16 protein-coding genes are annotated in these 24,153 nt (G+C 72.3%); 8 read left to right on the top strand and 8 right to left on the bottom strand.

All coding sequences use genetic code 11. The features are described from left to right. Positions 1-7: 7 nt before the first annotated feature. Complete coding sequence (locus tag Acy02nite_RS39815; RefSeq protein WP_203753551.1) at positions 8-727, bottom strand: GOLPH3/VPS74 family protein; 720 nt, start codon at positions 725-727, stop codon at positions 8-10. Between the two features lie 200 nt (positions 728-927). Between Acy02nite_RS39815 and Acy02nite_RS39810 the strand changes: the two genes are divergently transcribed. Genes Acy02nite_RS39810 through Acy02nite_RS39795 form a run of 4 tightly spaced genes read left to right on the top strand, consistent with a single transcriptional unit; the run spans position 928 to position 9,099 of the window. Further along, positions 928-2,532: a TIGR02677 family protein gene (locus Acy02nite_RS39810; protein WP_239175657.1), complete on the top strand. Its 1,605-nt coding sequence runs from the start codon at positions 928-930 to the stop codon at positions 2,530-2,532. Beyond that, positions 2,529-3,848: a TIGR02678 family protein gene (locus Acy02nite_RS39805; protein WP_203753547.1), complete on the top strand. Its 1,320-nt coding sequence runs from the start codon at positions 2,529-2,531 to the stop codon at positions 3,846-3,848. The genes Acy02nite_RS39810 and Acy02nite_RS39805 overlap by 4 nt, the downstream gene beginning before the upstream one ends. Before the next feature lie 15 nt (positions 3,849-3,863). Then, a complete protein-coding gene (locus tag Acy02nite_RS39800; RefSeq protein WP_203753544.1) occupies positions 3,864-7,910 on the top strand; it encodes a TIGR02680 family protein in 4,047 nt (1,348 codons plus the stop codon). Further along, the gene (locus Acy02nite_RS39795; RefSeq protein WP_203753542.1) at positions 7,897-9,099 is read left to right on the top strand and encodes a TIGR02679 domain-containing protein; all 1,203 of its coding nucleotides are present in this window, start codon (positions 7,897-7,899) and stop codon (positions 9,097-9,099) included. The genes Acy02nite_RS39800 and Acy02nite_RS39795 overlap by 14 nt, the downstream gene beginning before the upstream one ends. Here the strand turns inward: Acy02nite_RS39795 and Acy02nite_RS39790 are convergent. After that, positions 9,086-9,979 carry a DUF5995 family protein gene (locus Acy02nite_RS39790; RefSeq protein WP_203753539.1) on the bottom strand — a complete coding sequence of 298 codons (894 nt, stop codon included), beginning with the start codon at positions 9,977-9,979 and terminating at the stop codon, positions 9,086-9,088. The two genes, Acy02nite_RS39795 and Acy02nite_RS39790, sit on opposite strands and share 14 nt — an antisense overlap. Positions 9,980-10,279: 300 nt before the next feature. Here Acy02nite_RS39790 and Acy02nite_RS39785 point away from each other — a divergent pair, with 300 nt between their 5' ends. From Acy02nite_RS39785 to Acy02nite_RS39775, 3 genes are all read left to right on the top strand, one after another. Then, complete coding sequence (locus Acy02nite_RS39785; RefSeq protein WP_203753601.1) at positions 10,280-10,621, top strand: hypothetical protein; 342 nt, start codon at positions 10,280-10,282, stop codon at positions 10,619-10,621. Then, the gene (locus Acy02nite_RS39780) at positions 10,618-11,013 is read left to right on the top strand and encodes a roadblock/LC7 domain-containing protein (RefSeq protein WP_203753536.1); all 396 of its coding nucleotides are present in this window, start codon (positions 10,618-10,620) and stop codon (positions 11,011-11,013) included. The genes Acy02nite_RS39785 and Acy02nite_RS39780 overlap by 4 nt, the downstream gene beginning before the upstream one ends. 337 nt (positions 11,014-11,350) lie before the next feature. Next, complete coding sequence (locus tag Acy02nite_RS39775) at positions 11,351-12,754, top strand: RICIN domain-containing protein (RefSeq protein WP_203753534.1); 1,404 nt, start codon at positions 11,351-11,353, stop codon at positions 12,752-12,754. A 173-nt stretch (positions 12,755-12,927) separates the two neighbouring features. Here Acy02nite_RS39775 and Acy02nite_RS39770 read toward each other — a convergent pair whose 3' ends face one another. Together Acy02nite_RS39770 and Acy02nite_RS39765 are read right to left on the bottom strand one after the other, a co-directional pair. Then, positions 12,928-13,500, bottom strand: coding sequence for a hypothetical protein (locus Acy02nite_RS39770; protein WP_203753531.1), 573 nt, complete (start codon positions 13,498-13,500; stop codon positions 12,928-12,930). Between the two features lie 264 nt (positions 13,501-13,764). Next, complete coding sequence (locus Acy02nite_RS39765; RefSeq protein WP_203753529.1) at positions 13,765-14,034, bottom strand: hypothetical protein; 270 nt, start codon at positions 14,032-14,034, stop codon at positions 13,765-13,767. Positions 14,035-14,223: 189 nt separating this feature from the next. Here Acy02nite_RS39765 and Acy02nite_RS39760 point away from each other — a divergent pair, with 189 nt between their 5' ends. Continuing rightward, a complete protein-coding gene (locus Acy02nite_RS39760) occupies positions 14,224-14,832 on the top strand; it encodes a response regulator transcription factor (RefSeq protein WP_203753526.1) in 609 nt (202 codons plus the stop codon). 218 nt (positions 14,833-15,050) lie between these two features. Here Acy02nite_RS39760 and Acy02nite_RS39755 read toward each other — a convergent pair whose 3' ends face one another. The 4 genes from Acy02nite_RS39755 to Acy02nite_RS47355 all read right to left on the bottom strand — a co-directional run bounded on the left by Acy02nite_RS39755 (position 15,051) and on the right by Acy02nite_RS47355 (position 24,150). Further along, positions 15,051-15,596 (bottom strand): hypothetical protein, encoded by a 546-nt coding sequence (locus tag Acy02nite_RS39755; protein ID WP_203753523.1) that lies wholly within the window; start codon positions 15,594-15,596, stop codon positions 15,051-15,053. A 384-nt stretch (positions 15,597-15,980) separates the two neighbouring features. After that, positions 15,981-17,171 (bottom strand): glycosyltransferase family 39 protein, encoded by a 1,191-nt coding sequence (locus Acy02nite_RS39750; protein WP_239175656.1) that lies wholly within the window; start codon positions 17,169-17,171, stop codon positions 15,981-15,983. 219 nt (positions 17,172-17,390) lie between these two features. Beyond that, positions 17,391-17,909, bottom strand: a complete 519-nt coding sequence (locus tag Acy02nite_RS39745) for a hypothetical protein (RefSeq protein ID WP_203753520.1) — start codon at positions 17,907-17,909, stop codon at positions 17,391-17,393. A 103-nt stretch (positions 17,910-18,012) separates the two neighbouring features. Beyond that, entirely contained in the window at positions 18,013-24,150 is a 6,138-nt protein-coding gene (locus Acy02nite_RS47355; protein WP_203753517.1) for an RHS repeat-associated core domain-containing protein, read from the bottom strand. Positions 24,151-24,153 lie beyond the last annotated feature (3 nt).

Genomic DNA, 24,153 nt, shown 5'->3' with positions numbered 1-24,153 from the left:
ACTCCTGTCAGGAACTGATCGCGACGGCGTTGCCGACGAGCCGGTCGAGGTGGCGCAGCAGGGTGGGGATCGGTGGCCGGGTCCGGCGGCTGTCGTCGCCGAGGCGCTGGACGATCTGGGCGGGACTGCTGAACACCCGGCGGTAGACCCCGGTGGAGAGGCAGAGCCCGGCCAGCACCCGGTCGAACGCGTCGAAGTCGTAGCCCCGCTCGGCGGCCGTGTTCAGGCGGGCGCACGCCCAGTAGGCCTTGTTGTTGTCGGTCGGCGCGTAACCGCTGCGGGGTGGGCCGAACAGCCGCTTGCGCGGCACCGCGACGAGGTCGCCGGAGCGGACCAGGCGGTGGGCGACCTGCTCGTACGCGTGGAACCGGCCCGACGCGTACGCCGGGCGGGCGGACAGGTATCGCAGCCAGTCGGGCACCGCCACCGGGCCGGGCTGGCTGGACACCTCGGTGAGGACGGTGTGCGCGAGCGCGTCGGGCGGCGGGCGCCGGCCGGTGATCACCAGCATGTCGCCGTCGACGGTGAGGTAGTTCATGGCCGCCAGCTCGGCCAGCAGGGCACAGGCGAGCCCGGCCGAGATGAGGTCCTGGTCGACGCGGAGCCGGTGCCCGTCGTGCGCCAGCCGGAAGAGGTCGTCGGCGAAGAGCGGCCATCGGCTGGTCCCGCGGGTGGGCGGATATCCGTACCCGCTGCCGGGATGGTTGTCGTCAAAGGTTCCGGACATGTCCCCGTCTTTCGTAGTCTCCGAGGTGGCAGTTGTCGATGCCGTAGATGACGCACGACTACCCTACGCACGACAATTTCCGCGCGACAAGGGTGAATGAGTGCGAAAGGTTTCGATGCAGGGCCCGGGATGCCGGGGTCACCCGCCGGGGTGCCGGACTGGGCGGACCGTCGCAACCTCGATAGGCTGAGCCGATTGGCGTGGAGAGGGCGGGTATGGCGGCGCAGCGGGACGGCTCGTTCGGGCTGGACGACTTCGGCGTCGACGACCGGCTCCGGCTGTTCTCGTATGTCAACGCGGACAACCGGCTCGCCTACCTGTGGCTGCTCCGCGCCTTCGAGAGCGCCCGCGACAGCTACCAGGTCGTGCTGCACACCTCGGAGGTCCAAGCCGCGCTGAGCGGGCTCGCCGACGTACACCCGGAATGTCCCGACCCGGCGACGCTGGAGCTGCCGCGACTGCTGGACGCCCTGGTCGAGTGGGGTGTGCTTGACCGCAGTCAGGACGGCGCGCGGGCGGCGACGCTCGCGGAGTACCGGAACCGCCACTCGGTGTACCAGTTCACCGAGGCGGGCTACCGGGCGCACCGCGCGGTCGAGAGCGTGCTCGCCGCGGGGCTGGACGACAGCACGCTGTCCCGGCTCGTCTTCGCGGATCTGCTCGCCGACCTCAAGGATCTGCGGGCCGCCAACGAGAACGGCGACGCGGAGAACGTCTACCGGAAGCTGAACCGGCTGGACCGGGCGCTCGCCGACGTGGCGGAACGCGCGGCGCGCTTCTATCACATGCTGGGTGACCTGGGCCGGACCCATGACGTACGCCCCGAGGTGTTCCTGAGTCACAAGGATGCGCTGCTGGCGCATCTGCGGGACTTCCACGACGAGCTGCAGCGCTACACGCCACGGCTGCGGGAGGCCGTCGCCGAGGTCGAGGCGACCGGGCTGGACCGGATGATCGAGGCCGCCGCGGAGGCCGACGAGCGGCTGTTCGCGACGCACGCCGAGCGGCTCGCGGACTGGCGGCGGCGGTGGGCCGGCCTGCGGTCGTGGCTGGCGCCGGCCGGTGACGCGCCGAGCGAGGCCGAGCGGCTGGGCGGTGCGACGATGGCCGCGATCGGTGACGTCCTGGCGTTGCTGCGGCGGGTGACCGAGGCGCGCCGGGGTGGGGTGAGCCGGGAGTCGCAGTTGCGGCACCTGGCAGCGTGGTTCACCGGGGCCGGCTCCGAGGAGGCAGCGCACGCGATCTTCGATGTGGTGTTCGGGCTGGGCGCGCCCCGGCACGTCGGGGTGGCCTACGCCGATCCGGAGGCGATCGCGAGCCGATTGTCCTGGTGGGAGGCACCGGCCGTGGAGTTGTCGCGGTCGCTGGTGCAGTCCGGGCGGTTGCCGGGGCAGGGCAACGGGCGGCCGGCGAGGATCGAGCGGTCCGACGCGTCGCGGCGCGCTCTGCGGGAGCGGCAGGTCGCCGAGGAGCGGCGTCAGGCGGACGCGGCGGCGCGGCTGATCGCGATCGGGGACGTCGAGCTCGACGGCGCGCAGGCCGGGGCGTTGCGGCGGTTGCTGGACATCGCCCTCTCCGCGCGCACGGCCGGTCGCCGGGACACACCGCTGGCCGCGGCGGCTTTCGGCGTACGGCTGACGCTCACCCCGACGCCCGGAAGGTTCAGCACCGTCGTGACCGAGTCGGGCCGCCTGCACCTGGACGGCTACGAGCTGTCCGTGACGCCGGCCGGGCACACCGTGGCGCGGCATGAGGTCGGCACCGCGGCGGCCGGGCTTGTGGCGACGGCGGGCGATGCGGCATGAGGTTCGCCGCCGAGGTCTCCGATCTGGAGCTGGCCGACTATCAGCGCGCGGTCCGCCTGCTGCTGCGCCACCCGATGATCACCGCCACCTTCCCGGACGAGAAGGCCCTTCCCCGCGTACGTCGTTTCGCCGCCGAGCTGCGCCGGGATCTGTCCGAGGCGTTCGGCTACCGGCTGGAGTTGCACGGCGCGACCGCTCGCCTGGCGCGCACCGCGGACCGGCTGGACCCGGATCGTCCGGCGCTGTCGCGGACCGGGCGGCCGTTCGACCGCCGGCGGTACGCGTACCTGTCGTTGTGCCTGGCGACGCTGGGCCGGGCCGGCATCCAGATCACGTTGAGCGAGCTGGCCGACGCGGTCGCCGGGGACGCGAACCGGATCACCGGCCTCGGGCTGGATCCGGATGCGGGCGCGGACCGCCGGGCGTTCGTGGACGCGGTCGCGTGGCTGGAGGAGCGGGGGGTGCTGCGCCTGGCGGACGGGTCGAGCACGGCGTGGGCCAGCGACCCGGGCAGCGGCGAGGCGCTCTACGACGTGGCGCGCGACGCGGTGTTCGCGCTGTTCCGCCCGCCGCGGGTACTGCAGCACCTGGAGTCGGTGACGGCGCTGCTCGATCGGTCCCTGACCAGCAGCGGGAACGCCGAGCGGCGGGCCGCGGCGCAGGCCGCCCGGCGGACCGCGGTGGAGCGGCCGGTGGTGTACTTCGACGACGTGAGCGCCGAGGTCGGCAATCACCTGCGCGGGCAGGCGCTGCCGGCCGACCTGTACCGGCTGACCGGGCTGCGGCTGGAGCGCCGCGCCGAGGGCGTGCTGCTGGTCGACACGGCGGGCTGGTCGGCGGAGCGGTTCCCGGGCGCCGGCAGCGTGGCACAGGCCGCGGTGCTGCTGGCGGTCGCGATCGCCGAGCGGGTGTCCGATCCGGACGGTCGCCGGGCGCGCCGGATGCCGATGCCGGATCCCGCTGACACGCAGGCGGCGCTGGTCGCCCTGGTGGATGCGGGCCTGCCGGCGGGGATCCCGATGATCGGCGACGAGGTGGAGCCGGTCGAGGCGGCCGGGGACGAGTCCGGCGAGCGACGGCTGCCGCTGCTCACCGACAGTTTCCTGCGCGAGGCGACGGCCGACATCCTTCGCACGTACGGGTCGGCGTTCGGCGCGACGTGGCACGCCGATCCGGAGCGGCTGCGCCGGGAGGCGGTGTCCCTGCTCGTACGCTTCGACGCGGTGACCGCCGTGCCCGGCGGCGTGCTCGCCCGACCATTGATCGGCCGTTACCGCGGCACCACCGCCCAGGTCAAGCAGCGCACGCTGTTCTAGCAGAGGAAACGTTCGTTGGCCCGCTTCGCACCGACCCGCGCCGGAATCGTCAACCTCTGGGATTACCGGGACGAGGAGTTCCTGTTCGTCGACGGCTGGCTGGTGCTGCGCGGCCCGAACGGCTCCGGCAAGACCAAGGCCCTCGAGGTGCTGTTCCCGTTCGTGCTGGACGGGCGGATCGAGCCGCGCCGGCTGAACCCGTTCGCGGGCGAGGACCGGACGATGAAGTCGAACCTGCTCTACCGGGGGCAGGAATCCTCCCACGCGTACGTGTGGATGGAGTTCGGCGACGGCTCGTCGTTCGTGACGATCGGGATCGGGCTGCGGGCGCACAAGCACAACGACCGGGTGACCCGCTGGCACTTCGTGGCCGACGGCCGGATCGGGGTGGACCTGTCGCTGCTGGACGCCGACGACCGGCCGGTGTCGCGGCGGGAACTGATCGACGCGGTGGGGCCAGAATCGGTCAAGGACTCGGCCGAGGAGTACCGGCACCTGGTCGACGCACGGCTGTTCGGGCTCGGCCCGGCCCGCTACGAGCAGCTCCTCGATCTGGTGCTGACGCTGCGCAAGCCGCAACTGGCGAAGGATCTCAACCCGGTCGAGCTGTCCCGCACGCTGCAGCGCGGCCTGCGTCCGGTGGAGGATCACCTGCTGGTCGAGGCGGCGCGCTCGTTCGACGACATGGAGGCGGTCGCCCGTACCCTCGAAGGGCTGATCGCTGCGGACGGCGCGACCGGCGCGTTCCTCGGCGTCTACGCCACCTATCTGCGCACCCACGCCCGGGCCGCGGCGGATGCGCTGACCGCGCGGCGGGAGGCGGCCGGCGAACGGCGGGAACGGCTGTCCGCGGACCGGCGCGAGGCTCTCGCCGCCGAGCGGGCCGCCACGGTCGCGGAGACGGGCCTGCTGGCCGCCGAGGGTGAGCCGGGCCGGTTGCGGGCGCATCTGGACCGGCTCAAGGGCTCGGCGGCGTACCGGTCGCACGAGCAGCTGGCCGACCTGGAACGGCACGTGCACGACCTGGCGGCCGCTGTCGTGCGGGCGCGGGCCGAGGTCGGCACCGAGCGGGAGACGGCCGGTCGGCGGCGATCCGAATCGGTCAAGGCGGCGGCGGAGGCCCGGGACGCCCGGGCCCGGGCCGGCCGGGTCGCCGGCGAGCTGGCGGCCGAGGCGGAGACCGGCGGCATCGAGTGGCGGGCCGGGGACACCGAGCCGGACGGGCTCGACGCGCGGCTGACGGCCCGGGTCGAGGCCCGCCGGACCGACGTGCGGGTGGTGCGCGGGCTGGCCGATCGGCTCGCCGAGGCGGAACGCGAGCACGGCCGCGCCGCCCAGGACGACCGCGACGCGCGGGCCGCGGTGGACGAGGCGATCGCGGCGCAGGAGTCCGCGGTGACGGCGCTGGGCACGGCGACCCGGGAGACCGCCGACGCGGTGCACGCGTGGGGCGGCGAGCACTCGGGCCTGCTGACCGATCTGGATCTCCCCGGCCTGACGGCGGAGCTGGCCGCGACCATCACCGGGGAGCACGCCGGTGACGGGCCCGCCGGGCCGGGCGGGGAGGCGCCGGCCCTGCGGGACGTGTTCGCGGCCCGGGTCGCCGGGCCCGCCGGGGCCGTCCGCGACGAGCTGGCGGCGCTCGGTGCGCGGGCCGGCCAGCTGACCCGGGACCGGCAGGCGGTGACGGACGAGCGGGCCGCGATCGCCGCCGAGCACGACGACGCTCCCCCGCCCTCGCCGACCCGCCCGGCGCCGCGTGCGGGCCGGCCCGGCGCGCCGCTGTGGCAGCTGGTGCGGTTCGCCGACGGGGTGCCGGAGGCGGAGGCGGCCGGGATCGAGGCCGCCCTGCACGCCGCCGGCCTGCTCGACGCGTGGCTGCACCCGGAGAGCGACGAGGTCGCCGAGCAGGACGCCTACCTGCGGGCCGGCCCGCCGGCGCCGGGCGCCACGCTGACCGCCGTCCTGGTTCCCGAGGACCAGCGGCTGGTGCCGGCCGCCCGGATCACGGCGGCGCTGACCGGCATCGCGCTCGGCGACCTGACCGGGCCGTCCGGCGTGACCGGCGACGGCCGCTGGGCGCAGGGCAGCGGCGCCGGCCGGTTCGCCAAGGACCGGCCCGAGTTCATCGGGGCGACCGCCCGGGCCGCCCGCCGCGCGGCCCGGCTCGCCGACTGCGACCGGCGGCTGGCACGACTCGGCGCGGACCTTGCCGAGGTGGAGCGGGCTCGCGAGGCGCGGCGGGGCACGCTGACCGCGATCGATCAGGCCGGGGCGGCGTTGCCGTCGCGCGCCGCCATCACCCGGGCCGAGCGGGCGGTGGATCAGAGCACCACCCTGCTGCGCGTACGCCGGGAGACCGCGCACGAGGCCGCCGGACGGCTCGACGCGGCCGTCGCCGAGCAGTCCGCCGCCGTGGCCGCGTTGCGCCGGGCGGTCGCCGAGCGGTCCCTGCCGGTCGAGCGCTTGCAGGTCACCGGCGCCGCGGTTGACCGGTTCGAGCGGCTCGGGATCGAGTTGCGGCACGTGCACGAGTCCGCCGAGCGGGGCGAGTCCCTGGCGGCCGAGGCGGCGGACCGGCACGCCGAGGCCGAGCAGCGGGTGGAGACGGCGGAGCAGACCGCGCGCGAGGCGCAGGCCCGGCACGCGGAGAAGGACGAGGAGTTGCGCACCCTGTCCGCCGCGATCGGGGCGGAGGCGGCGCAGGTGCTGGCCGAGGTCGCGGAGACCGAGCAGGCGGTGGCCACGGCGGAGACGGCGCTGCGGACCGCGCGGGACGCGTACACGGCGGCGGAACGGCAACGGGCCGCGGCCCAGGCGCGTGTGCAGGTCGGGGAGCAGGCCGTGCGGGAGGCGGCCGGGGAGGCCCGGCGCGAGGCGGTGCGGCTCAGGCCGTACGCCCAAGCGGATCTTCTGGGTCTGATGCGCTGCCCGGTGACGCTGCGCTGGCCGGTCGCGGACGACGCGGACCTCGACCTGTCGCCGGAGGTGGTGGCGCTGCACGAGGCGATCCTCACCGCCACGCGTGACCTGTCGCCGACCGAGACGTCGCTGAAGCAGTCGGCGACCCGGCTGACCACGGCGCTGACCGAGTTGCAGGCGCAGCTGCCCGCGGCCGGTCTGGACCATCGGCCGGAGTGGGACACCGACGAGGGCGTGATCGTCGTGCGGGTCGCCGACGAGCAGGGGCTGACGCCGGTCGCGCACTTCGCCGAGCGGATCGCCGGGGAACGCCGTGACCAGGAGCAGTTGCTCACCGAGGCGGAGCAGCGGGTCTTCGAGGACGCGCTGCTGGGGTCCCTGGCCGGGCAGATCCACCGGCGCACGATCGAGGCGCGCGACCTGGTCGACGCGATGGACACCCAGATGCGGGCCCGGCGGATGTCGTCCGGGCTGACGGTCGGGGTCGGCTGGCGGCTCTCCGACGATCTCGACCCCGAGCAGCGTGAGGTCTGCAAGCTGCTGGAACGGGATCCGGCGCGGCTCGGGCCGGGGCAGCTGACGACGCTGCGGCGGCACTTCGCGTCACGGATCAAGGCGGCGCGGGCGCAGGCGCCGGAGAAGCCCTACCGGGAGTTGCTGGCCGAGGTGCTCGACTACCGGCAGTGGCGGGTGTTCGCGTTCGCCCTGCACCGGCCGGGCGGGACCACCGAGCCGCTGACCCGGGCCCGGCACAGTCAGCTGTCCGGCGGCGAGCAGTCGGTGTCGCTGCACCTGCCGCTGTTCGCGGCGGCGAACGCGCTGTTCGGCTCGGCCCGGCCGGACGCGCCGCGGCTGCTCGGCCTGGACGAGGCGTTCGCCGGGGTCGACGACAACGGCCGCGGCGAGCTGATGTCGCTGGCGAAGCAGTTCGACCTGGATCTGTTCATGACCGGGTACGACCTGTGGGCCACCCATCCGGCGGTGACCGGTTGTGCCCACTACGACCTGTCGCACTCCACGGTGGAGCACACGGTCTCGACGGTGCTGCTCGTCTGGGACGGCAAGACGAACATCGCGGACTTCGACGGGACCCTGGCCCGGGCCCTCGGTTCGCCGGAGTCCCGGCGTGTCCCCGCTTAGCCGGGATCCGGGCTGGCGGCGGCTGCTCGCCGCGGCCCGGCGCAGCCTGGAACGCACCGGTGGCGGCGTCGGCGGCTCCGTCTCGCTGTCCGCGCCGGACGACGCCGAGCGGCTCGTCGTGATCGGGGTGACCGGGGTGCACCGGCCGGCCGGGGTCGCCCGGGTCACCGTGCGGCTGGCCGACGTCGACGCCTTCCTGCGGTCAGCGCACGGCGTCACCCTGGCCGAGGCGGTCGGCCCGTTCCGGGACCGGCCCGGGGAACGCGCCCGCGAGGCGGTCGGCCGGGACGCGGTGCTGGCGCTGGCCGCGGAGAGCCGGCACGCCGGGCAGCCCTGGTACGCCGCGTTCGTGGAGAGCATGCGCCGGGACGGGACCCTGACCCGGATCGTTCGCGCTGGTCTTCCGTTCCCGCAGGTGGTGGCGGTGCTGGACGCGCTTCCGGCCGACGACGAGCCGATGCCGGTCTTCGCCGAGCGGGTGCTCGGCGACACCAAGGCGCTCGCCGACGGGCCGGTCCGCGGGCTGGTGCTGCGGGCCCTGGCCGGCTGGCACGACGTGCCCGTGCCGGTCGGCGCCGAGCCGGAACGCGCGCTGTGGGAACTGGCCGGGGTGGTGCCCGACGACCTGGCCAGTCAGGTTCTCGTGCTGAACCTGCCGGTCGTGGGCGGGCTGCTCGGCGACTGGCTGACCGAGGCGGCCGCCGCGCACGTGCCGTTCCGGGTCACGCTGCACCAGCTGCGACTGTCGTCCCTGGTGCTGGACGTGCCGGAGATCTTCGTGTGCGAGAACCCGGCGGTGCTGCGGGCGATGGCCGGGCGGGCGACCGCGCCCCTGGTCTGTACCGAAGGCGTGCCGTCGGTGGCGGTGCACCGGCTGCTGGGCGCGGCCGGGCCGGACACCCTGATCCGGTGGCGCAACGACTTCGACTGGGCCGGCGTGCGACTGACCGCGGCGGCGCTGGACCGCTACCCGATGGCGGTGCCGTGGCGGATGAGCGCCGCCGTCTACTCGGGGGCCGTGACCACCGGCGGTGCGCTGATCGGCACGTCGGCGGCGACGCCGTGGGACCCGGAGCTGGCGGAGCTGATGCGGCGACACGGCCGGTCGGTCATGGAGGAGCGCCTTCTCGACACCCTTGCCGGCGACCTGGTGGGATGCGGCGGGCGCGGGCTGGTCAGCGACGCTTGACGAGGCGGCGGAACCAGGCGGTGGCGGTCAGCCACACGGCTTTGAGCAGGCTGGTTCCCGTGAGCAGGGTTTCGCCGGCGCAGGCGGAGGCGCGGTCGAGCACCAGCAGGGCGCGCGCCAGGTCCTCCGGGTCGTCGCGCAGCCGCCAGAGGATCTCGGCCTGCTCCCAGGCCAGCGCCCGGGTGGTGCGGACCAGGATGCGCTGGCTCCAGTCGTCCAGGTCGCCGACGCAGCGGTCGATCTCCAGCTGCCAGGCGGTGGCGAAACGGCGGCGCAGCAGCGGGATCTGCTGGTAGAAGATCTTGTTCACCAGCAGGTAGTCCGGGTGCTGGGGGCCGTCACCGGGATGGCCGAGGCGCTCCCAGGTGGCGATCACGGCCAGGGCCAGGTCGTGGTTGATGTGCGCGTTGACGCCCAGGACGGCGGCGTCCACGGCCGTCACCGAGTCGTCGTGGGCGCGGCGGAACAGCACCTCCCACGCGTCGGCGGGATTGCTGCCGGTCACGCCCCACGCGCCGAGCGCCTTGAAGTACAGCCGGGCGAACTCGACGTCGAGGGTCTCCAGCCAGTCCGGGTCGGTCACGTCCGGCCCGCTCAGACTGGCGGCCACCTGTTCGGTGATCGTCAGGTACAGGGTGTTGAACGCGGCGACCCGATTCGCGCCCGGGCTCGGCGGCAGGACATCAAGAATCTTCTGTACGGTCTTGAGCCGTTCGATGACGCCGGCGATGTCCTCCGGCGGGGTCGCGACTGTGGCCAGCATCTCCTGCTGCGACGGTGACCAGTCGTGGGCCGCGGCGATCACGGCGCGGGCGAGGCGTTGGCGTCCGTCGGCGAGGGCGACGGCGCTGGACTGCGCACGAGCTCGGTCGAAGTTCACGCTGACATCGTGGACGCTCACACCCCGTACGGGAAACACAGTTTTCTTGTCCGATGACCGACGTATCAGCCTGCCATTCGGATATTCCCGATAATTTCCTGTCCTTTCGGTTCTGGCAAAAGTCCATCCACCGTTGCGTCGTTTCAAGAGCCGTTCGGGCGATCCGGGCAAAGATCTTCGTACCGACCTCGGTTCAGTACAGTGCCCTTGCTATTCGGGCGTGCCACGGTGGTCGCGGCTGACCATGTCTTGTCGGAACGGAGCTAGGCAGTGAATATCGAGACGGCCCTCAAGGAAGCCATGTCCATCGAGGGCGCCATCGGCGTCGCGCTGGTGGATTACACCAGCGGCCTGACGCTGGGCGTGCTCGGCGGCGGGCAGATCATGGACATGAACATCGCGGCGGCGGGCAACACCGACGTGATCCGCGCCAAGGTGCGCACGCTGAACATGCTCGGCCTGCAGGACGGCATCGAGGACATCCTGATCACCCTCGACACCCAGTACCACCTGATCCGCCTGCTGCAGAACAAGCGCAACGGCGACGCGTTCTTCCTCTACCTCTCGCTGCAGAAGGACCGGGCCAACCTGGGCCTGGCGCGTCACCAGCTCCGCAAGATCGAGGCGGACCTGGACGTATGACAAGTCCTGAGGAGCAGCACGTCCTCACCGAGCTCGCCCGCCTGCGCGTGCAGGTCCCGGGCGTGCTCGGGTGCGTCGTGGCGGGCGTGGACGGCCTGCTCATGCTCTACGACACCACCACCGGCACCGAGCCGCACGACGTGGCGGCGCTCGCCGCGGGCGCGCACGGCATCAGCCGGACCACGGGGGGCGTCCTGTCGCAGGGCGGCTTCTCCGACGTCACGATCCACAACCAGAACGGCTACCTGTCGGTCTACGCGATCGGCGAGCTCGCGCTGCTGGTCGTGATCGGCGACGGGCAGCTCAACATCGCCCGGCTGCACCTGGAGGCGCGCCCGGTGACCAACCGGCTGGCCGAGATGCTGCAGATCCGGCCCGCGCACCACATGTAGGCACCTCTCCTTCCGCAGACAGACCTTCCGGCGGGGCGCACAACGATGGTTGTGCGCCCCGTTCGCGTGCACTGCCGCCTTCGCATGCACCGCCGCGTTCGCGAGCACCGCCCGGGGCGCCGGCCTCGCGCGTGGCCGGACCACGGCCGTACCCGCGAATCGGGGGTTGATGTTGCCGTGTTTCATACTTTTAAGGTTATTTAAGGTTACCCATCAGAGGGTGGCTGAGCTGGGGAAACGCGGCGTTGGTCGCGCTGCGTGGCGTTGACCTGCACATCGACGCGGGCGTAATTGTTAACCGCCTTACCAATCCCCTCTCTCGGCTAGGGAGACCCCCGTGAAACGCTCCCGCATCCTCGCCGTCACCACCTCGGCGCTGGTCGTCGCGACGCTCGGCGTCCTCGGCATCACCAGCGCCTCGGCGGCCAGCGCCGGCACGCTGACGAGCTCGCTCAACGGCAAGTGCCTCGACGTCACCGACGGCTCCACCACCAACGGCAACCTGCCCCAGCTCTGGGACTGCGTCGCCGGCAGCGCCAACCAGACCTGGACCCTCGCCGACAACGGCTCGGTCCAGGGCCGCGGCAAATGCCTCGACGTCGCGAACAACGCGACCACCGACGGCGCCGCCGTGCACCTCTGGGACTGCTACGACACGGTCGCCAGTCAGAAGTGGACCCTCAGCGCCGCCGGCGCCCTGGTGAACACCGCCTCCGGCAAGTGCCTCGACGTCAAGGACAAGAGCACCGCCAACGGCGCCAAACTGCAGCTCTGGTCGTGCACCGGCACTGCCAACCAGAAGTGGACCTTCGGCGGCGGCACGACGCCGACCCAGCCGACCACTCCCCCGGCGACCGGCGGCCCCGGCATCAAGGCCGTCGCGCCCTACTACTACACCGGGTGGGGCAACCCGCCGAACCTGACCACGGTCACCAGCACGACCGGCGTCAAGTGGTTCACCATGGCGTTCATCCTGAACAGCGGCACCTGTGACCCGAAGTGGGACGGCAGTCGCGCGCTGACCGGCGGCGCCGACCAGACCGCGATCAACACCATCCGGGCCAACGGCGGGGACGTCGTCGTCTCCTTCGGCGGCGCGGCCGGGCCCTGGCTGGAACACACCTGCGGCAGTGCCTCCGCACTGGCGGCCGCGTACCAGAAGGTGATCAACGCCTACTCCCTCAAGGCGATCGACATCGACATCGAGGGCACGCCGTACAACAACGCCACCGACCAGCAGAAGACGGTCGACGCGCTGAAGACGATCAAGGCCAACAACCCGGGCATCACCACCTACGTCACGCTCGGCAGCGGCACCGGCGGCCCCGACGCCTCGCTGATCAACCGGGCGGCCGCGGCCGGCCTCGTCGTCGACGGCTGGGGCATCATGACCTTCGACTGGGGCAACACCACCGGCAACCAGGGCCAGCTCACCATCCAGGCCGCCGACGGCCTGAAGAACAAACTGAAGACGGCGTACGGGTGGTCGGACGCCGAGGCGTACCGGCACGTGGGCATCTCGTCGATGAACGGCATCACCGACGAGCACGCGACCGTGACCCTGGCGGACATGCAGGCCATCACCGCGTACGCCCAGCAGCACACCATCGCCCGGCTGACGTTCTGGTCGCTGAACCGGGACCGGCAGTGCCCGGGCGCGTACCCGAACGACGACACGTGCAGTGGCGTGAGCCAGTCCGCGTACCAGTTCACGAAGATCATCGGCGCCTACAAGGGCTGAGCCGTTCCACCGGGGCCCGTGAGCGGCGCACGTCGTCGTTCGCGGGCCCGTCCCGGTGTCAGAATGCCGGGAACGGGTACTGAAGTCTGAATGCAGCGTGGTGAGGGTCGTGCGCCCGGGATGCCCCGGCGTGTCCTCCGGCTGCTCACGCTGCTCGCCGTGGCGGGAGCGGCCTACCTCGCCATGAGTCTCTTCGAGCAGGCGGCGCGGGCGGATGATCGACCTGTCGGGCACGGTGTGGCCGGCGTGGCGGGCACGGTCAAGTCCGCTTCCGACGCATCGGTCAAGTCCGCTGCGGGCGCCTCGGGCAAGTCTGCTGTAGGCGCGTCAGGCAAGTCCGCCGCCAGCGCCTCGATCAAGTCCGCTGCGGGCGCGGCCGGGAAGTCCGTCCCGAAGCCGGCCATCCGGAAGCGGACCGCCTCGAAAGCCGCCGTTCCGAAGGTCGCCACTCCGAAGGTCGCCGGGCGGAAAGCCGGCGCCTTGACATCGGTCGCTCCCAGGGTCGCCGCAGTGAAGTCCGTGCCTTCGAAAGCTGCCACCTCGAAGCTGGCCGCGGTGACGGGACACTCTCGGAAGACCCAGCGGCCGGCGGTCCGCACGCCGAAGGTTCCGGCATCGGACGTCCAGATCGGCAAGACGTTCCGGGAGGTGCAGGCCCGGACGTCGAGGGCGACCTCTGAGGTGGTCCGGGCCGCGGCGCTCCCGAGCCGGGTCACGATCGTCCGGCCGGCACTGGCAGCCCTCACCCGGCCTCCGTCACGGCCCACGTGGCAGGCACCGCCTCTGCCCTCATGGATGACGCCGTCCCTGCCCACGTGGCAGGCACCGTCCCTGCCCACGTGGCAGGCACCGTCCCTGCCCACGTGGCAGGCACCGCCTCTGGTCTCGTGGCACGTGCCGGCGCTGCCCGCGTGGACGGCGCCGCCTCTGCTGTCCCGGACGGCGCTGCCCCAATCGTCAGCGACCGGGATCGCTCCGGCCGCCCCGTTGCCCGGTGCCTCGACGCCGTCTCAGCCGGTGGTCGCGCCGCCGGCCCCCACGTTCCAGGTGGGCGTGACGTCGATGCTCATGCGGCTGCCGTCGTACGCCCAAGCCTTGCTCTTGTCGCCGGCGGCCGACCTGTCCGGCGGCTCGTCACCGGCAGCCAGGCCGTTCGGTGCCTCGTCGCCCGTGGCCGAGCTGTCCGGTTCCCCGAAGCCGGCGCCATCGCCCGGGCGACCCTCCGAGCATTCGGCCCCCGCCGGGCAGGCACGTGACTCCGGCGGCGGCAGTGCGCCCACGACCGGCATCGTCGCGTCGTCGTGGTGTCCCGAGGTGACGGCCGGTGGCCGTACCCCCGTCAGGAATCTGATCGCCCGCGGGCGCACCGTCCGCTACGCGGGCCCGCCCAGCTGAACCACCTCCCGCAGGAATCCGGAAGACCGGCCGGCGCATGCCCGGCCGCCCGAACCCTGGCTGGGAGGCCCTTCGTGATCCGCATTCTGCTCGTCGAACCCATGAACCTGCTCCGCGGCGCCCTGGCCGCGACACTGTCCCTGGAGGACGATCTCGAGGTGGTCGTCGACCTCGGCGACCTCGGCAAGGCGCTGGACATGGCCCGCGCGGCGCCGCCGGACGTGGCCGTCATCAACCTCGCGCTGCTGGCCGGCGACGGGCTGGCCACGATCGCCCGGTTCACCGCGGAGCAGCCCGGCTGCGCCACCCTGGTGCTGGCTGGCCCGGACGATCCGGCGCTGCTCAACCAGGCGCTCGACCTGCACGTCGACGGTGTCGTCGGCACCCAGGCGGCCCCGTGCGAGTTGGCCCGCGGCATCCGCCGGCTGGTCCGCGGCGAGCGGGTCATCGACGCGAACCTGGCGGTGGCGATGGTGACGGCACGGCGCAGTCCGCTGTCGCCGCGCGAGCTGACCGTGCTGAGCGTGGCCGCTTCCGGCGTGCCGTCCACCGAGGTTGCCGCCGAGCTGCACCTGAGCGCCGGCACGGTGCGCAACTACATCTCGGCGATCCTGCGCAAGACCGGCGCCCGCAACCGGCTGGAGGCGGTCCGACTCGCGGAGGGCGCCGGCTGGTTCCGGTGACGGCGCCGCTTCCACCCTGCGGGGTGCGCCGGCGTAGCCCCGCCCGTCGTGGCGACGGCGGCGCAACCGAGCCTCGAACGCGCGACGCGCAGCCGCACCTGGGGCGCACGGCGGCGCAGCCGCACCTCGAACGCACGACGCGCAACCGCACCTGGGGCGCACGGCGGCGCAGCCGCACCTGGCGGGGTGCGACTGCGCCTGTCCGAACCGGGTGCGGGTCAGAGGCGACCGAGCAGGGCGAGGATCGCGTTGAGCAACGCGGCCAGCCCACCAGCGGTCGGGGTGCCGTCGAGCAGGTGAGTGATCGCGCAGAGCAGGTTGCCGAGCAGGTTGCCGGGCGCCTGCACCGCGTTGATCAGCAGATGCACCTGGTTCAGGTCGATCACCAGGCCGAGCAGATCGAGGTGCAGCGGGCCGAGGACCAGGTTCAGCACCTGGCAGGTCACCGCCGCGATGGTCACGGGCAGGGCGACGGTACGCGTGACGGTGCCGACGGTGTCGCCGGACGCGTCGCTGACCGTGCCGGTGAGCACGCCTGTGGCCACCAGATTCCCGTTCTGGCCGGAGAACCTCGACGGGGTGAACGTGCCGGCGAACGAACCGTTGTCCCCCGTGCCGGTGATCGGGGTGGTGAGGGCGGTGACCGGCGCCGCCGCGGCCGGGGCGCTCGGGGCGGCGGTGGCAGCACCGGCACCCGTGAAACTGAATCCGAGCGCGACGAGCAAGGTCGCGGCGATCATCGATAGACGTAGCCGAGATGTCATCGTTCCTCCTGGTGAACAGTGTTCCGTTGACATCGACAAGCCTCGCTGCCGGGCGAGGCCCGCCCCAGTGAGCAGAGTCAGGAGAACCGCTGACAAATGTCACGTTCAACCGGCAATGGTGTACCGGCCAGGAGACGTGCGGCCGACGCTGTCCGCAAGGTGGGCGCCGACCCCGGCCGATGAGCGGCTCCCGGCCCGGCTGGCGCTGAGGGTTGTATCAAGGCCGGTTCAGAACCCTCAGCACCAGCCGGACCCGCGCGGCTGGCCCTCACGGCTGCATCAAGGCCCGTTCAGAACCCTCAGCACCAGCCGGGACCGGCGTGCGAGCCGGACCAGCCGGCCCGGCCGGGCTGCCGCCGCGAGTGGCGGCAACCGCCTTGATCCTCAGATGGCCTGGCCGGAGATGAACGGGAGCCAGCCCGCGTACCAGCCGGAGAGCAGCGCCATCGAGGCGAGCAGGATCACCAGGTCGCGGTCCTTCGCCCGGGCCAGCGCGACGGCCGGGATCAGCAGCACCGGGAACGCGGGCAGCAGGTGCCGGCCCATCATCGAGATGTGCGCGCGGGAGCCGACCACCAGGATCAGCGTCGCGGCGGCGTAGACGGTCAGTTGCCACGGCGCACGGCTGACCAGCAGCGCCAGCAGGATCAGGAAGCCGGCCAGGATCAGCACGGACAGGATGCGGATCGGCTTGTTCCCGTTGTCGTCGCCGACGCCCATCATGATGTCGGTGACCGTCGTCCAGGCCGATTTCCCCCAGTCCCATTCGGCGCCGAAGGTGTTCTGGTGGACCTCGAAGTACTTGCCGACGCCGCCCAGCCGGTAGGAGGCGTAGCCGATGTAGGCGAGCAGACCCACCGGAGCCAGGAGCATCGCGGCGTACGGCCGCCAGCCGCCCCGCCGTGAGATGGCCGCCACGAGAGCGGCCAGCCCGACCGTGCCGATCAGCGCGGCAGCCGTCGGCCGGCTCAGCCCGCTGATCCCGGCGAGCAGTCCCGCGATCAGCCAGCGCTCCTTGAGCACGTTGTAGAGCGCCCACACCGCCAGCGCCGTGAACAGCGACTCGGTGAACGCGCCGTTCTGGGTCATGGCCGCGGGCGCCAGCGCCCACACGCAGGCGAGCAGGATGCCGACGCGGTGGCTGTGCAGGTGGCGCCCGATGGCGTAGAGGCCCCAGGCAGCGGCGACGGCGGAGATGAACGAGACGATGAGGCACGCCGCGACCGGCGAGACGAACGGCAGGTACGTCAGCGGGCGCGCCAGCCACGGGTAGAGCGGGAAGAACATCAGGCGCAGCTGGTACGGCACCCCGTCGCTGTCGACCGCCCCGAGCGGGCCACCCAGTCCCAGTTCGGTGATCTTCGTGTACCACCGCGCGTCCCAGGACAGCAGCGCGTCCATGAACGAGGTGAAGCTGCGCCACTGGTTGTTGATCGTCCCGTCCGGGAAGACCTCCTTGCCCGGCGCCCGGACGTGGGCGTGGCTGGCCAGCACGTACATGACGTCGAGGCTGAGCGAGCGCAGCACCAGGTACAGCCCGATGGCGGGGGTCGCGGCCCACGCGGCGGCACGCAACCGGGTCAGCCGCCCGGCCGGCTCCGGCGGCGCGGCGGGCTCCGGAGCAGGGGTGCTGCCCTCGGCGGTGTCGGCGGTGGGATGAGAAATCGGACCGGCCTTCCTGGGCGTACGCCAACCGACGTCAATCGGTGCATGAGGCTATCGCTCCCGAGCCGCCGGCGCGATCCCCCGCCCGCCCGGTTTCGGATGATCATCGGCCGGTGCCGGACCCGGCTCTCACGGGTTCAGCTTCTTGCCCATCAGCCCCAGCCTCGCCAGGGCCGCGAGCTCGAGGACCAGGCCGCCGCTCAGGAAGATCAGCACGCTGGACTTCAGGGCCTGGCGGTATTCGGGCTCGGTGACCGGCAGGAGGCCGCCGTGGACGTTCAGGTAGTAGCGGCCGCCGGTCTCGGTCGGCTGCCCCGCCGGCCAGTTGACGGTGCCCGTGGCCTTGACCGTGATGACGACGATCGCCAGCACCGCGAGCATCGCCGCCGCCGCGGTGAGCACCGCACGCCAGTGCTCCGCAACCAGCGGACGCCCGTCGATCCCCCGCTTGCTCAGTCCCTTCGCGAGCCGATCGCTGGTGATCAGCAACGCGATGCCCGGGAGAGCTCCGAGCACCACCACGCCGAGTGGCAGCGGCGGCAGGGCCGGGACCGCCAGCCAGATCACGGCGAGCAGGGTGAGAGCCGGCACCGCCGCCGCGATGACGACGACCGTGTCCAGCACACGTGCCGGGGCGCGACCAGCCATGGGACAACCATCCTGCCTGTACGTCGGATGCGGGGGAACGGGTGGCGGCCTGCCGCACGCTCCCCCGCGTGTCGATCGATCTTGCCTCAGCGCGTGATGCCGCTCAGTCGGGATCCTTGTCGTAGTGCAGCACCGTGTACGAGTCGCCGTCGGTGAGGGTGACGCCGTAGCCGGGGCCGATCGTGACGTTCCACGTGGTCTCCGGCGAGCCGTCGAGCTTCTTCCCGGTGGACTTGGTGACCGTCCCCGTCGCGATGTAGCCGCCGCCGCCGCTTTTCGTGTGGAACCCGCCCGCCTGGTCCTTGACCCGCCCGTTCGACCAGGTGACGCCCGCGCCCCAGTTCGCGCCGACCTTGCCCTTCGCCGGGCCGCCGGTGAGGCCGTACGAGTGGTCGACCGTGAGGGTCCCGCCGGATCCGCCGTCGTCGAACATCAGGCAGCCCGAGACGGAGACCGACGCGATGTAGATGCCGACGCCGCCGCCGAGGCAGAACCCGAAGCTTCCGGTGTACGTCCCCGGCTCCGGGACGCCGGTGGTCGGCAGCGTGTCACCCCAGGGCGTCGGGTGCGGCACCGGATGCGACTTGCTGCCGCCGGCCTTCGCCGGAACCCAGCGCAACCGCGGCGGCGGGTTGTAGTGCTTCCTCGGCGAGTACGTGTGCGAGCTGGTCACGATCCGCGCGTGCGGGGCGTGGTGCCGCACCAGCGCCGCGTGCCGCGGGTCGGTGTGCACGGTGGTCACCGGCTTCGGCTTCGGCTTGGAGTTGCCGTGCACGTCGTCGTAGTAGTCGGTGCGCAGACCGGTCGGGTCGGAGTGCACCACCGGGTTGTCCCCGGCGTAGGAGAACCCGTTGAGCTGCGACGGATCGTCCTGGTCCACGACCGGGTCGCGGCTGACGAAGGCGCCCAGGGTCGCGTCGTACTCCCGCGCGCCCTCGTGGATCAGGCCGGTCGGGTCCTGGTCGCCGCCGACGAACGACTTCGTGCCGACCCAGCTGACCGCCGGGCCCACCGCGTTGCCGTACGGGTCCTGGTAGCGCTTGGTGGTGTTCTGCGCCGCCGTGTCGTCGATCGCGATCGTGCTGGTCCCGTTCGGGTCACAGCTCAGGAACTGCAGCCCGGCGGCGGTGCGCTGGGCGACCGTCTGGTTGTTGAAGGAGTAGTACCGCACCGCCGTCTTGACGCCGGTGCCGGAGAGCCGCAACTGCACGTCGCCGATGTAGAGGGTGGTGCCGGTCGGCTCGTGGGCGATCAGCCGGTTGCCGTCCGGGTCGTAGACGTAGGTGTAGTGGCTGCTGCCCTCGGTGAGCGACACCAGGTGGTTCTCGGCGTCCCACTGCAGGGTCTGCTGCGCGCTCGTGCCGGGCCGGCTGATCGTGTTGCCGGCCGCGTCGTAGGTGTACGCCCTGACCGTTCCCGAGGTGCTGGTCGTGCCGCTCACCGCGTGCGGGTGGCCGGCCTGGCCGTAGGCCGAGGTGACCGTGGTGGTCGCCGCCGCGGTGTGGGTGACCTCGGTCTTCCGGTTCCCGGTGCTGCCGTCGAAGGTCCAGGACTTCCAGTACGGCGCGGCCCCGCCGAGCCGATCGGTCGCCGGTGTCACCGCGCAGTCGCCGTCGGCCGGGGTCCACGCGTCGGTCAGGCGCTGCAACCCGTCGTAGGTGTAGCACTGGGTCTCCGCCGTGCCCGCGGCGGGAGTGTCGGCGGCCTTGGTGATGTTGCCCAGCGCGTCGTAGGAGTAGTGCACGTCCCCGACGACGGCCGACGCGGTCGACTTGAGGGTCTTGGCCTCGACGAGCCGGTGGGTGCTCTCGTCGTACGTCAGGGCCTGCTGGGCGAACGGGGCGGTGTTGCTGTCGGCGAAGGTGGTGACCGCCGGCTCGCCGTAGCTCGTGTACTGGGTGGAGAGCACGATCTGCTTGGTGGTGCCGCCGAGGTCCGTCTTGAGGCTGTACGGACGCCCGGTCGCCTGGTCGTAGCTGTAGTTGAGCGTCTCGGCCGGCACGTCCCCGGTGGCCGGGAGCGTCTTGCTGTTCATCGTGCCGTCGAGGTTGTACGTCGCGCTGAACCCGTACGTCCCGGCCAGCGCCCCCTCGGACGCGGGGATCGTGGTGATCGTGCCGGCCCGCTGGTAGAGGTTGTTGTAGCCGATCACCGTGCTCTTGTACTCGTCGGTGCCCACGAAGCGGCTGGACGACGTCAGGTGGCCCTTGGCCAGGGTGTCGTACGTCCAGGTGGCCGTCCTCGTGCCGGTCCCGGCCGCGCCGAGCCAGGTAGCAGTCCTCCGGCCGAGCGGGTCGGCGTAACCGGCGGGCAGGGTGTAGTCGTACGACACCGTCCGGTTCAGCGCGTCGGTGGTGCTGGTGACGTCGCCGGCGTCGTCGTAGGCCGTCGTCGTGGTGCCGCTGTCCGGGTCGGTGCTGCTGACCGTCCGGCCGAGCAGGTCGAACGCGTACCGCCACTGGCTGCCGCCGTTGTCGGTGACGACGGTCTGCTCGCCCTTCTCGTTGTACGTGTACTTCGTCGACTCGTACGTGCCGCTGACCGTGGTGCCGGTGTAGCGCCGCAGCTCGACCATGTGGTCCAGCGCGTCGGTGACGGTCGAGGTGGGTGTGCCGGCCGTCGGGGTGGCGGCGTCGGCGGCCGGCGTGACGTCGACGCGGTCACCGCCGTACGCCGTGGTGGTGTGCCATTGGGTGACGCCGTGGGCGACGAACGCCGAGCGGATCTCCCGGCCCGCCCCGTCGTAGGTGGTGAGCGTCTGCGCCGGCACGTTCTGGTCGATCGGCGCCGGGAAGAGCGTGGTGCCCGGCGCGCCGGCGTTGTAGTACGGCCCGCTCTCCTTCACCGTCTGCCCGAGCGAGTCGTAGAAGACATCCGAGACGGTACGGCCGCCGCCGGTCGCGAGTTCCTGCGTCTGGCGCTCGCGCAGCAGGCCGTCGTAGAACGCGTACACCGGCACGTAGGTGGCGGACGCGTCGAGGTTGCTGGTGGTGACGACCGACGGCGCCGTCTGGCTGATCTGGTAGGCGAACGTGGTGTTCGCCGTCGCGCCGGCGCTCTTCGACCGGGTCGGTTTCCAGATCGCGGTCTTGCGCCCGAACGGGTCGTACGTGGTGTCGGTCCGCTTGTTGTTCTCGTCGACCGACGCCGTGACCACGCCGTACCCGGGGGCGATCTCCGCGGTGGTGACCCAGCCCAGCGGGTTCTTGGTGGTCTTGGTCGCGGTGACCGGCCCGCCGGTGGCCGGGGTGAACTCGGTCAGCGAGTGGTTGCCGCGCACGTCGGTGGCGTCGGTGACCCGGCCGTACGCGTCGTAGACGCTCGCGGCCGTGGTCAGCCAGGTGATCGACGACGTCGTCCAGGCCTTGGCGGTCTGCTCCCTGGTGATGTCCCCCTTGGTCGGGGCGACGCCGTACGCCTGGCCGTCGAAGCTGCTCTCGACGTCGGAGATCACGTCGTCCTGCGTGGCCGGCGCGGTGCCGCAGGGCTTGGCGTACTCCTGGGTCCGCCCGACCGTGTCCAGCAGGTTCACTGTCGTGTTGCGGTTGTAGGTGGTGATCGTGCAGGTGTCGTCGTCGCTCTTGGCGAGGTCGCCCTTGTCCCACACCTGGGTCGTCATGCCGTACACGTCGAGGGTGTCGACCTTCTCGGTGCGCCGCGGCGATCGGCCGCCGTCCAGGTCGGTGCGCGAGTGCGTGGCGGCGATCCCGGTGCGGTACGCCGCGACGGTGCGGCCGTTGATCGTGCGGGTCGCGACCGCGGCGGACTTCCAGGGATCGTCGATCTCGCCGCTGACCTCGGCGCCACCGGGGCCGTTGCGGACGATGGTCTCGCGGGTCATCCCGGCGTACGCGTCGTCGTCGGCGACCGTGGCCCCGGTCGAGTCGGTGACCTGGGCGGCGCGGGTGCCGGACGAGGTCTTGTCGCCGTTCATGCCCAGGAAGTAGCGGACTGTCGTGCTCGACCTCGGGTCGCCGGTGTCCCCGGTGGTGGTGGTGACCGTGTCGTAGCCGCGGAACTGGCCCCACGTCTTGCGGGTGGCCGGCACCAGGCCGTTGTCCTCGTCGTAGTGCCAGGCCGGCGTGCCGTAGTCGTAGGTGGTGCGGACGCGCGGGCCGCCACCGGTCTGGTCGTTCTCCGAGACCGCGGTGACCCGGTACTTGTTGAACCAGTCGATGCGCGGGTTCGTCTCGCCCGCCCGGGTCCAGAAGACCGGGTAGCAGTTCGCGGTGTTCGCGTCCGGCGTGGGCGTCGACCCGGCCGTGCACTCCTGGTCGGAGTAGGTGACACCGATCAGGTCGCCGGTCTCGGTGGTGATCGACGCGATCCGCCACCAGTTCATCTTCGCCGCGTTGTCGGTGGCGGTGTCGACCCGGTTGGCCTTCTGGACGCCGGTGAACGAGACGTCGGGCAGGGTCGCCGTGCCGCCGTAGAGGCCGGTGTGCGAGATCGACGACAGCCACAGGCCGGCGCGCGTGCTGTCGCCCGGGTCCGGGTACGTCTGGTGCAGCGTCCACTTCTCCACCGGCACGTACTCGCTGGTGGAGGCGTTCCAGACGGAGGTCTGCACGGTGTCGAGACGCTTCTGGCTGAAGAAGGTCGGCGCGTAGTCCTTGCACGAGGTGGTCGACGTGCAGGACTGGTCCCAGGGGACGTCCGGCCAGTTCGACGGCGTGCTCGACACGCAGGTGGTGCCGGCGGTGACGCAGCGGTCGGCCGGGGTGAAGTCGACCTTGTTCGGCGCCTTGGTGGTCAGGTCGCTGTCCTTGCCACCGGTGTGCTGGTCGGTGCCGTAGTCGATCCGGCTCAGGTAGCCGCCGCGGGTGTAGGTCGAGATCGAGCTGCTGGTCAGGTTACGGGCGTACTTGTTGGTCTCCGGGGTGTACCACAGCGACATCGTGTCGCCGTGCGGGTCGACGACGTAGTCGAGGTTCCACTCGTACGCCTGGCTGCACGACGCCGACGCGAACGTCGCGTTGTAGCAGGGCTCGCCGGAGTTGTTGCCGAAGACCGGCACCGTGTAGGCCGCGTTGGTGACCGGGTTGCCGGTCGCCCAGCCGGCGAGGTGGTTGAGGCCGAAGAAGTACTGCGTGCCGTCGGCGGTGGTGACCTTCCAGTACTCACCGTCGTTGTCGCCGTTGGTCGCGCCGGTCAGCAGCTGCACCTTCGAGCCGTCGTCACCCTTGAGCGACCAGTGCCCGTCGCCGTCGTCGCGGACCAGCTCACCGGCGTGGCCCGGCATCGACAACGTCGCGTTGGCGGTGCCCCAGCACAGGTCGCCGGTCTTGGTCTTGTTCGTGGCCGTGCCGCCCATGTCCTCGGCGCACGCCTTGTAGTTGCGCACGATCGAGCCGGGCTGGTAGCTGAAGCCCTCCCCGATCCAGCCGGGCTGGTTGTTCGAGGCCGCCATCTCGCCGTCGACCGACGCGGACGAGTAGTTCAGTGCGACGGCCGGCTCCGGCCCGCCTTGCGACGGCGGCACCCGCATCGGGTACGACCAGGTGAAGTCGCCGGACTGGTTGCCTCCGCTCCAGGTCGACGACGCCTTGAGCGGGGTCGCCGTGAAGTCACCGGCGTTGCCGGACGATCCCGAGGTCAGCGCGAGCGTGGTGGCCTGCGCGGTGGCGGCCAGCGTGACGGTCGCGGTGACCTGGGCGGCGGCGGGGTCGTTGCGGGACGGCACCGCGACCGGCTGGCAGGCCGCCGCGTCCGGGGTGGTGGTGGCGCAGCCGGGCACCTGGACCAGGTGGAGACGACCGGCCCAGTCCGCCCCGTAGGCCGACCGGAACGAGGCGTAGTCGACCGCGACGTCGACCGGGCCGGCGCTCGGCGCGGCCGCGGTCCGGCTGACCTCGATCAGCATGTCCCGCTTGGCCCGGACGGCGGCGTCGTGCCCGAGGATGCGGACGCGGACCGAGGATGCGGCGGCGGCGCCGACGCTGACCGGGGTGCCGGTCACCGCGACCGCGCGCCGTCCGGCCGGCGCGGCGACGACGGTGTCCGAAGCGGCCGGCCAGGTGACGGCGGGAGCCTTGCGCAGGGCCGCGGCGCCGGCCGGGTCGGCGGGCCGTCCGGCCGCCGGCTTGGCCTTGCCGGGGGCGACGCTGGGGGTGTCGGGGGCGGTCAGCTTGGCGGTCCGGTCCACGGCGGCGTACGCGGGCTGGTTGCCCGCGACGCCGATGGACAACACGATCGCCAGGCCCGCGGTCAGCAGGGCGCGGCCGGTCACGGCAGCCTCCATCAG

The sequence above is a fragment of the Actinoplanes cyaneus genome (assembly GCF_016862095.1).
Taxonomy (GTDB): domain Bacteria; phylum Actinomycetota; class Actinomycetes; order Mycobacteriales; family Micromonosporaceae; genus Actinoplanes; species Actinoplanes cyaneus.
The sequence above is the reverse complement of the archived record's forward strand: the minus strand, read 5'-3'. Positions and strand labels throughout refer to the sequence as shown.

Coding starts and splice junctions, on each gene's coding strand:
- Acy02nite_RS39815 (WP_203753551.1), bottom strand. CDS start 727: ATGTCCGGAACCTTTGACGACAACCATCCCGGCAGCGGGTACGGATAT.
- Acy02nite_RS39780 (WP_203753536.1), top strand. CDS start 10,618: ATGACAAGTCCTGAGGAGCAGCACGTCCTCACCGAGCTCGCCCGCCTG.
- Acy02nite_RS47355 (WP_203753517.1), bottom strand. CDS start 24,150: ATGGAGGCTGCCGTGACCGGCCGCGCCCTGCTGACCGCGGGCCTGGCG.
- Acy02nite_RS39755 (WP_203753523.1), bottom strand. CDS start 15,596: ATGACATCTCGGCTACGTCTATCGATGATCGCCGCGACCTTGCTCGTC.
- Acy02nite_RS39745 (WP_203753520.1), bottom strand. CDS start 17,909: ATGGCTGGTCGCGCCCCGGCACGTGTGCTGGACACGGTCGTCGTCATC.
- Acy02nite_RS39785 (WP_203753601.1), top strand. CDS start 10,280: ATGTCCATCGAGGGCGCCATCGGCGTCGCGCTGGTGGATTACACCAGC.
- Acy02nite_RS39805 (WP_203753547.1), top strand. CDS start 2,529: ATGAGGTTCGCCGCCGAGGTCTCCGATCTGGAGCTGGCCGACTATCAG.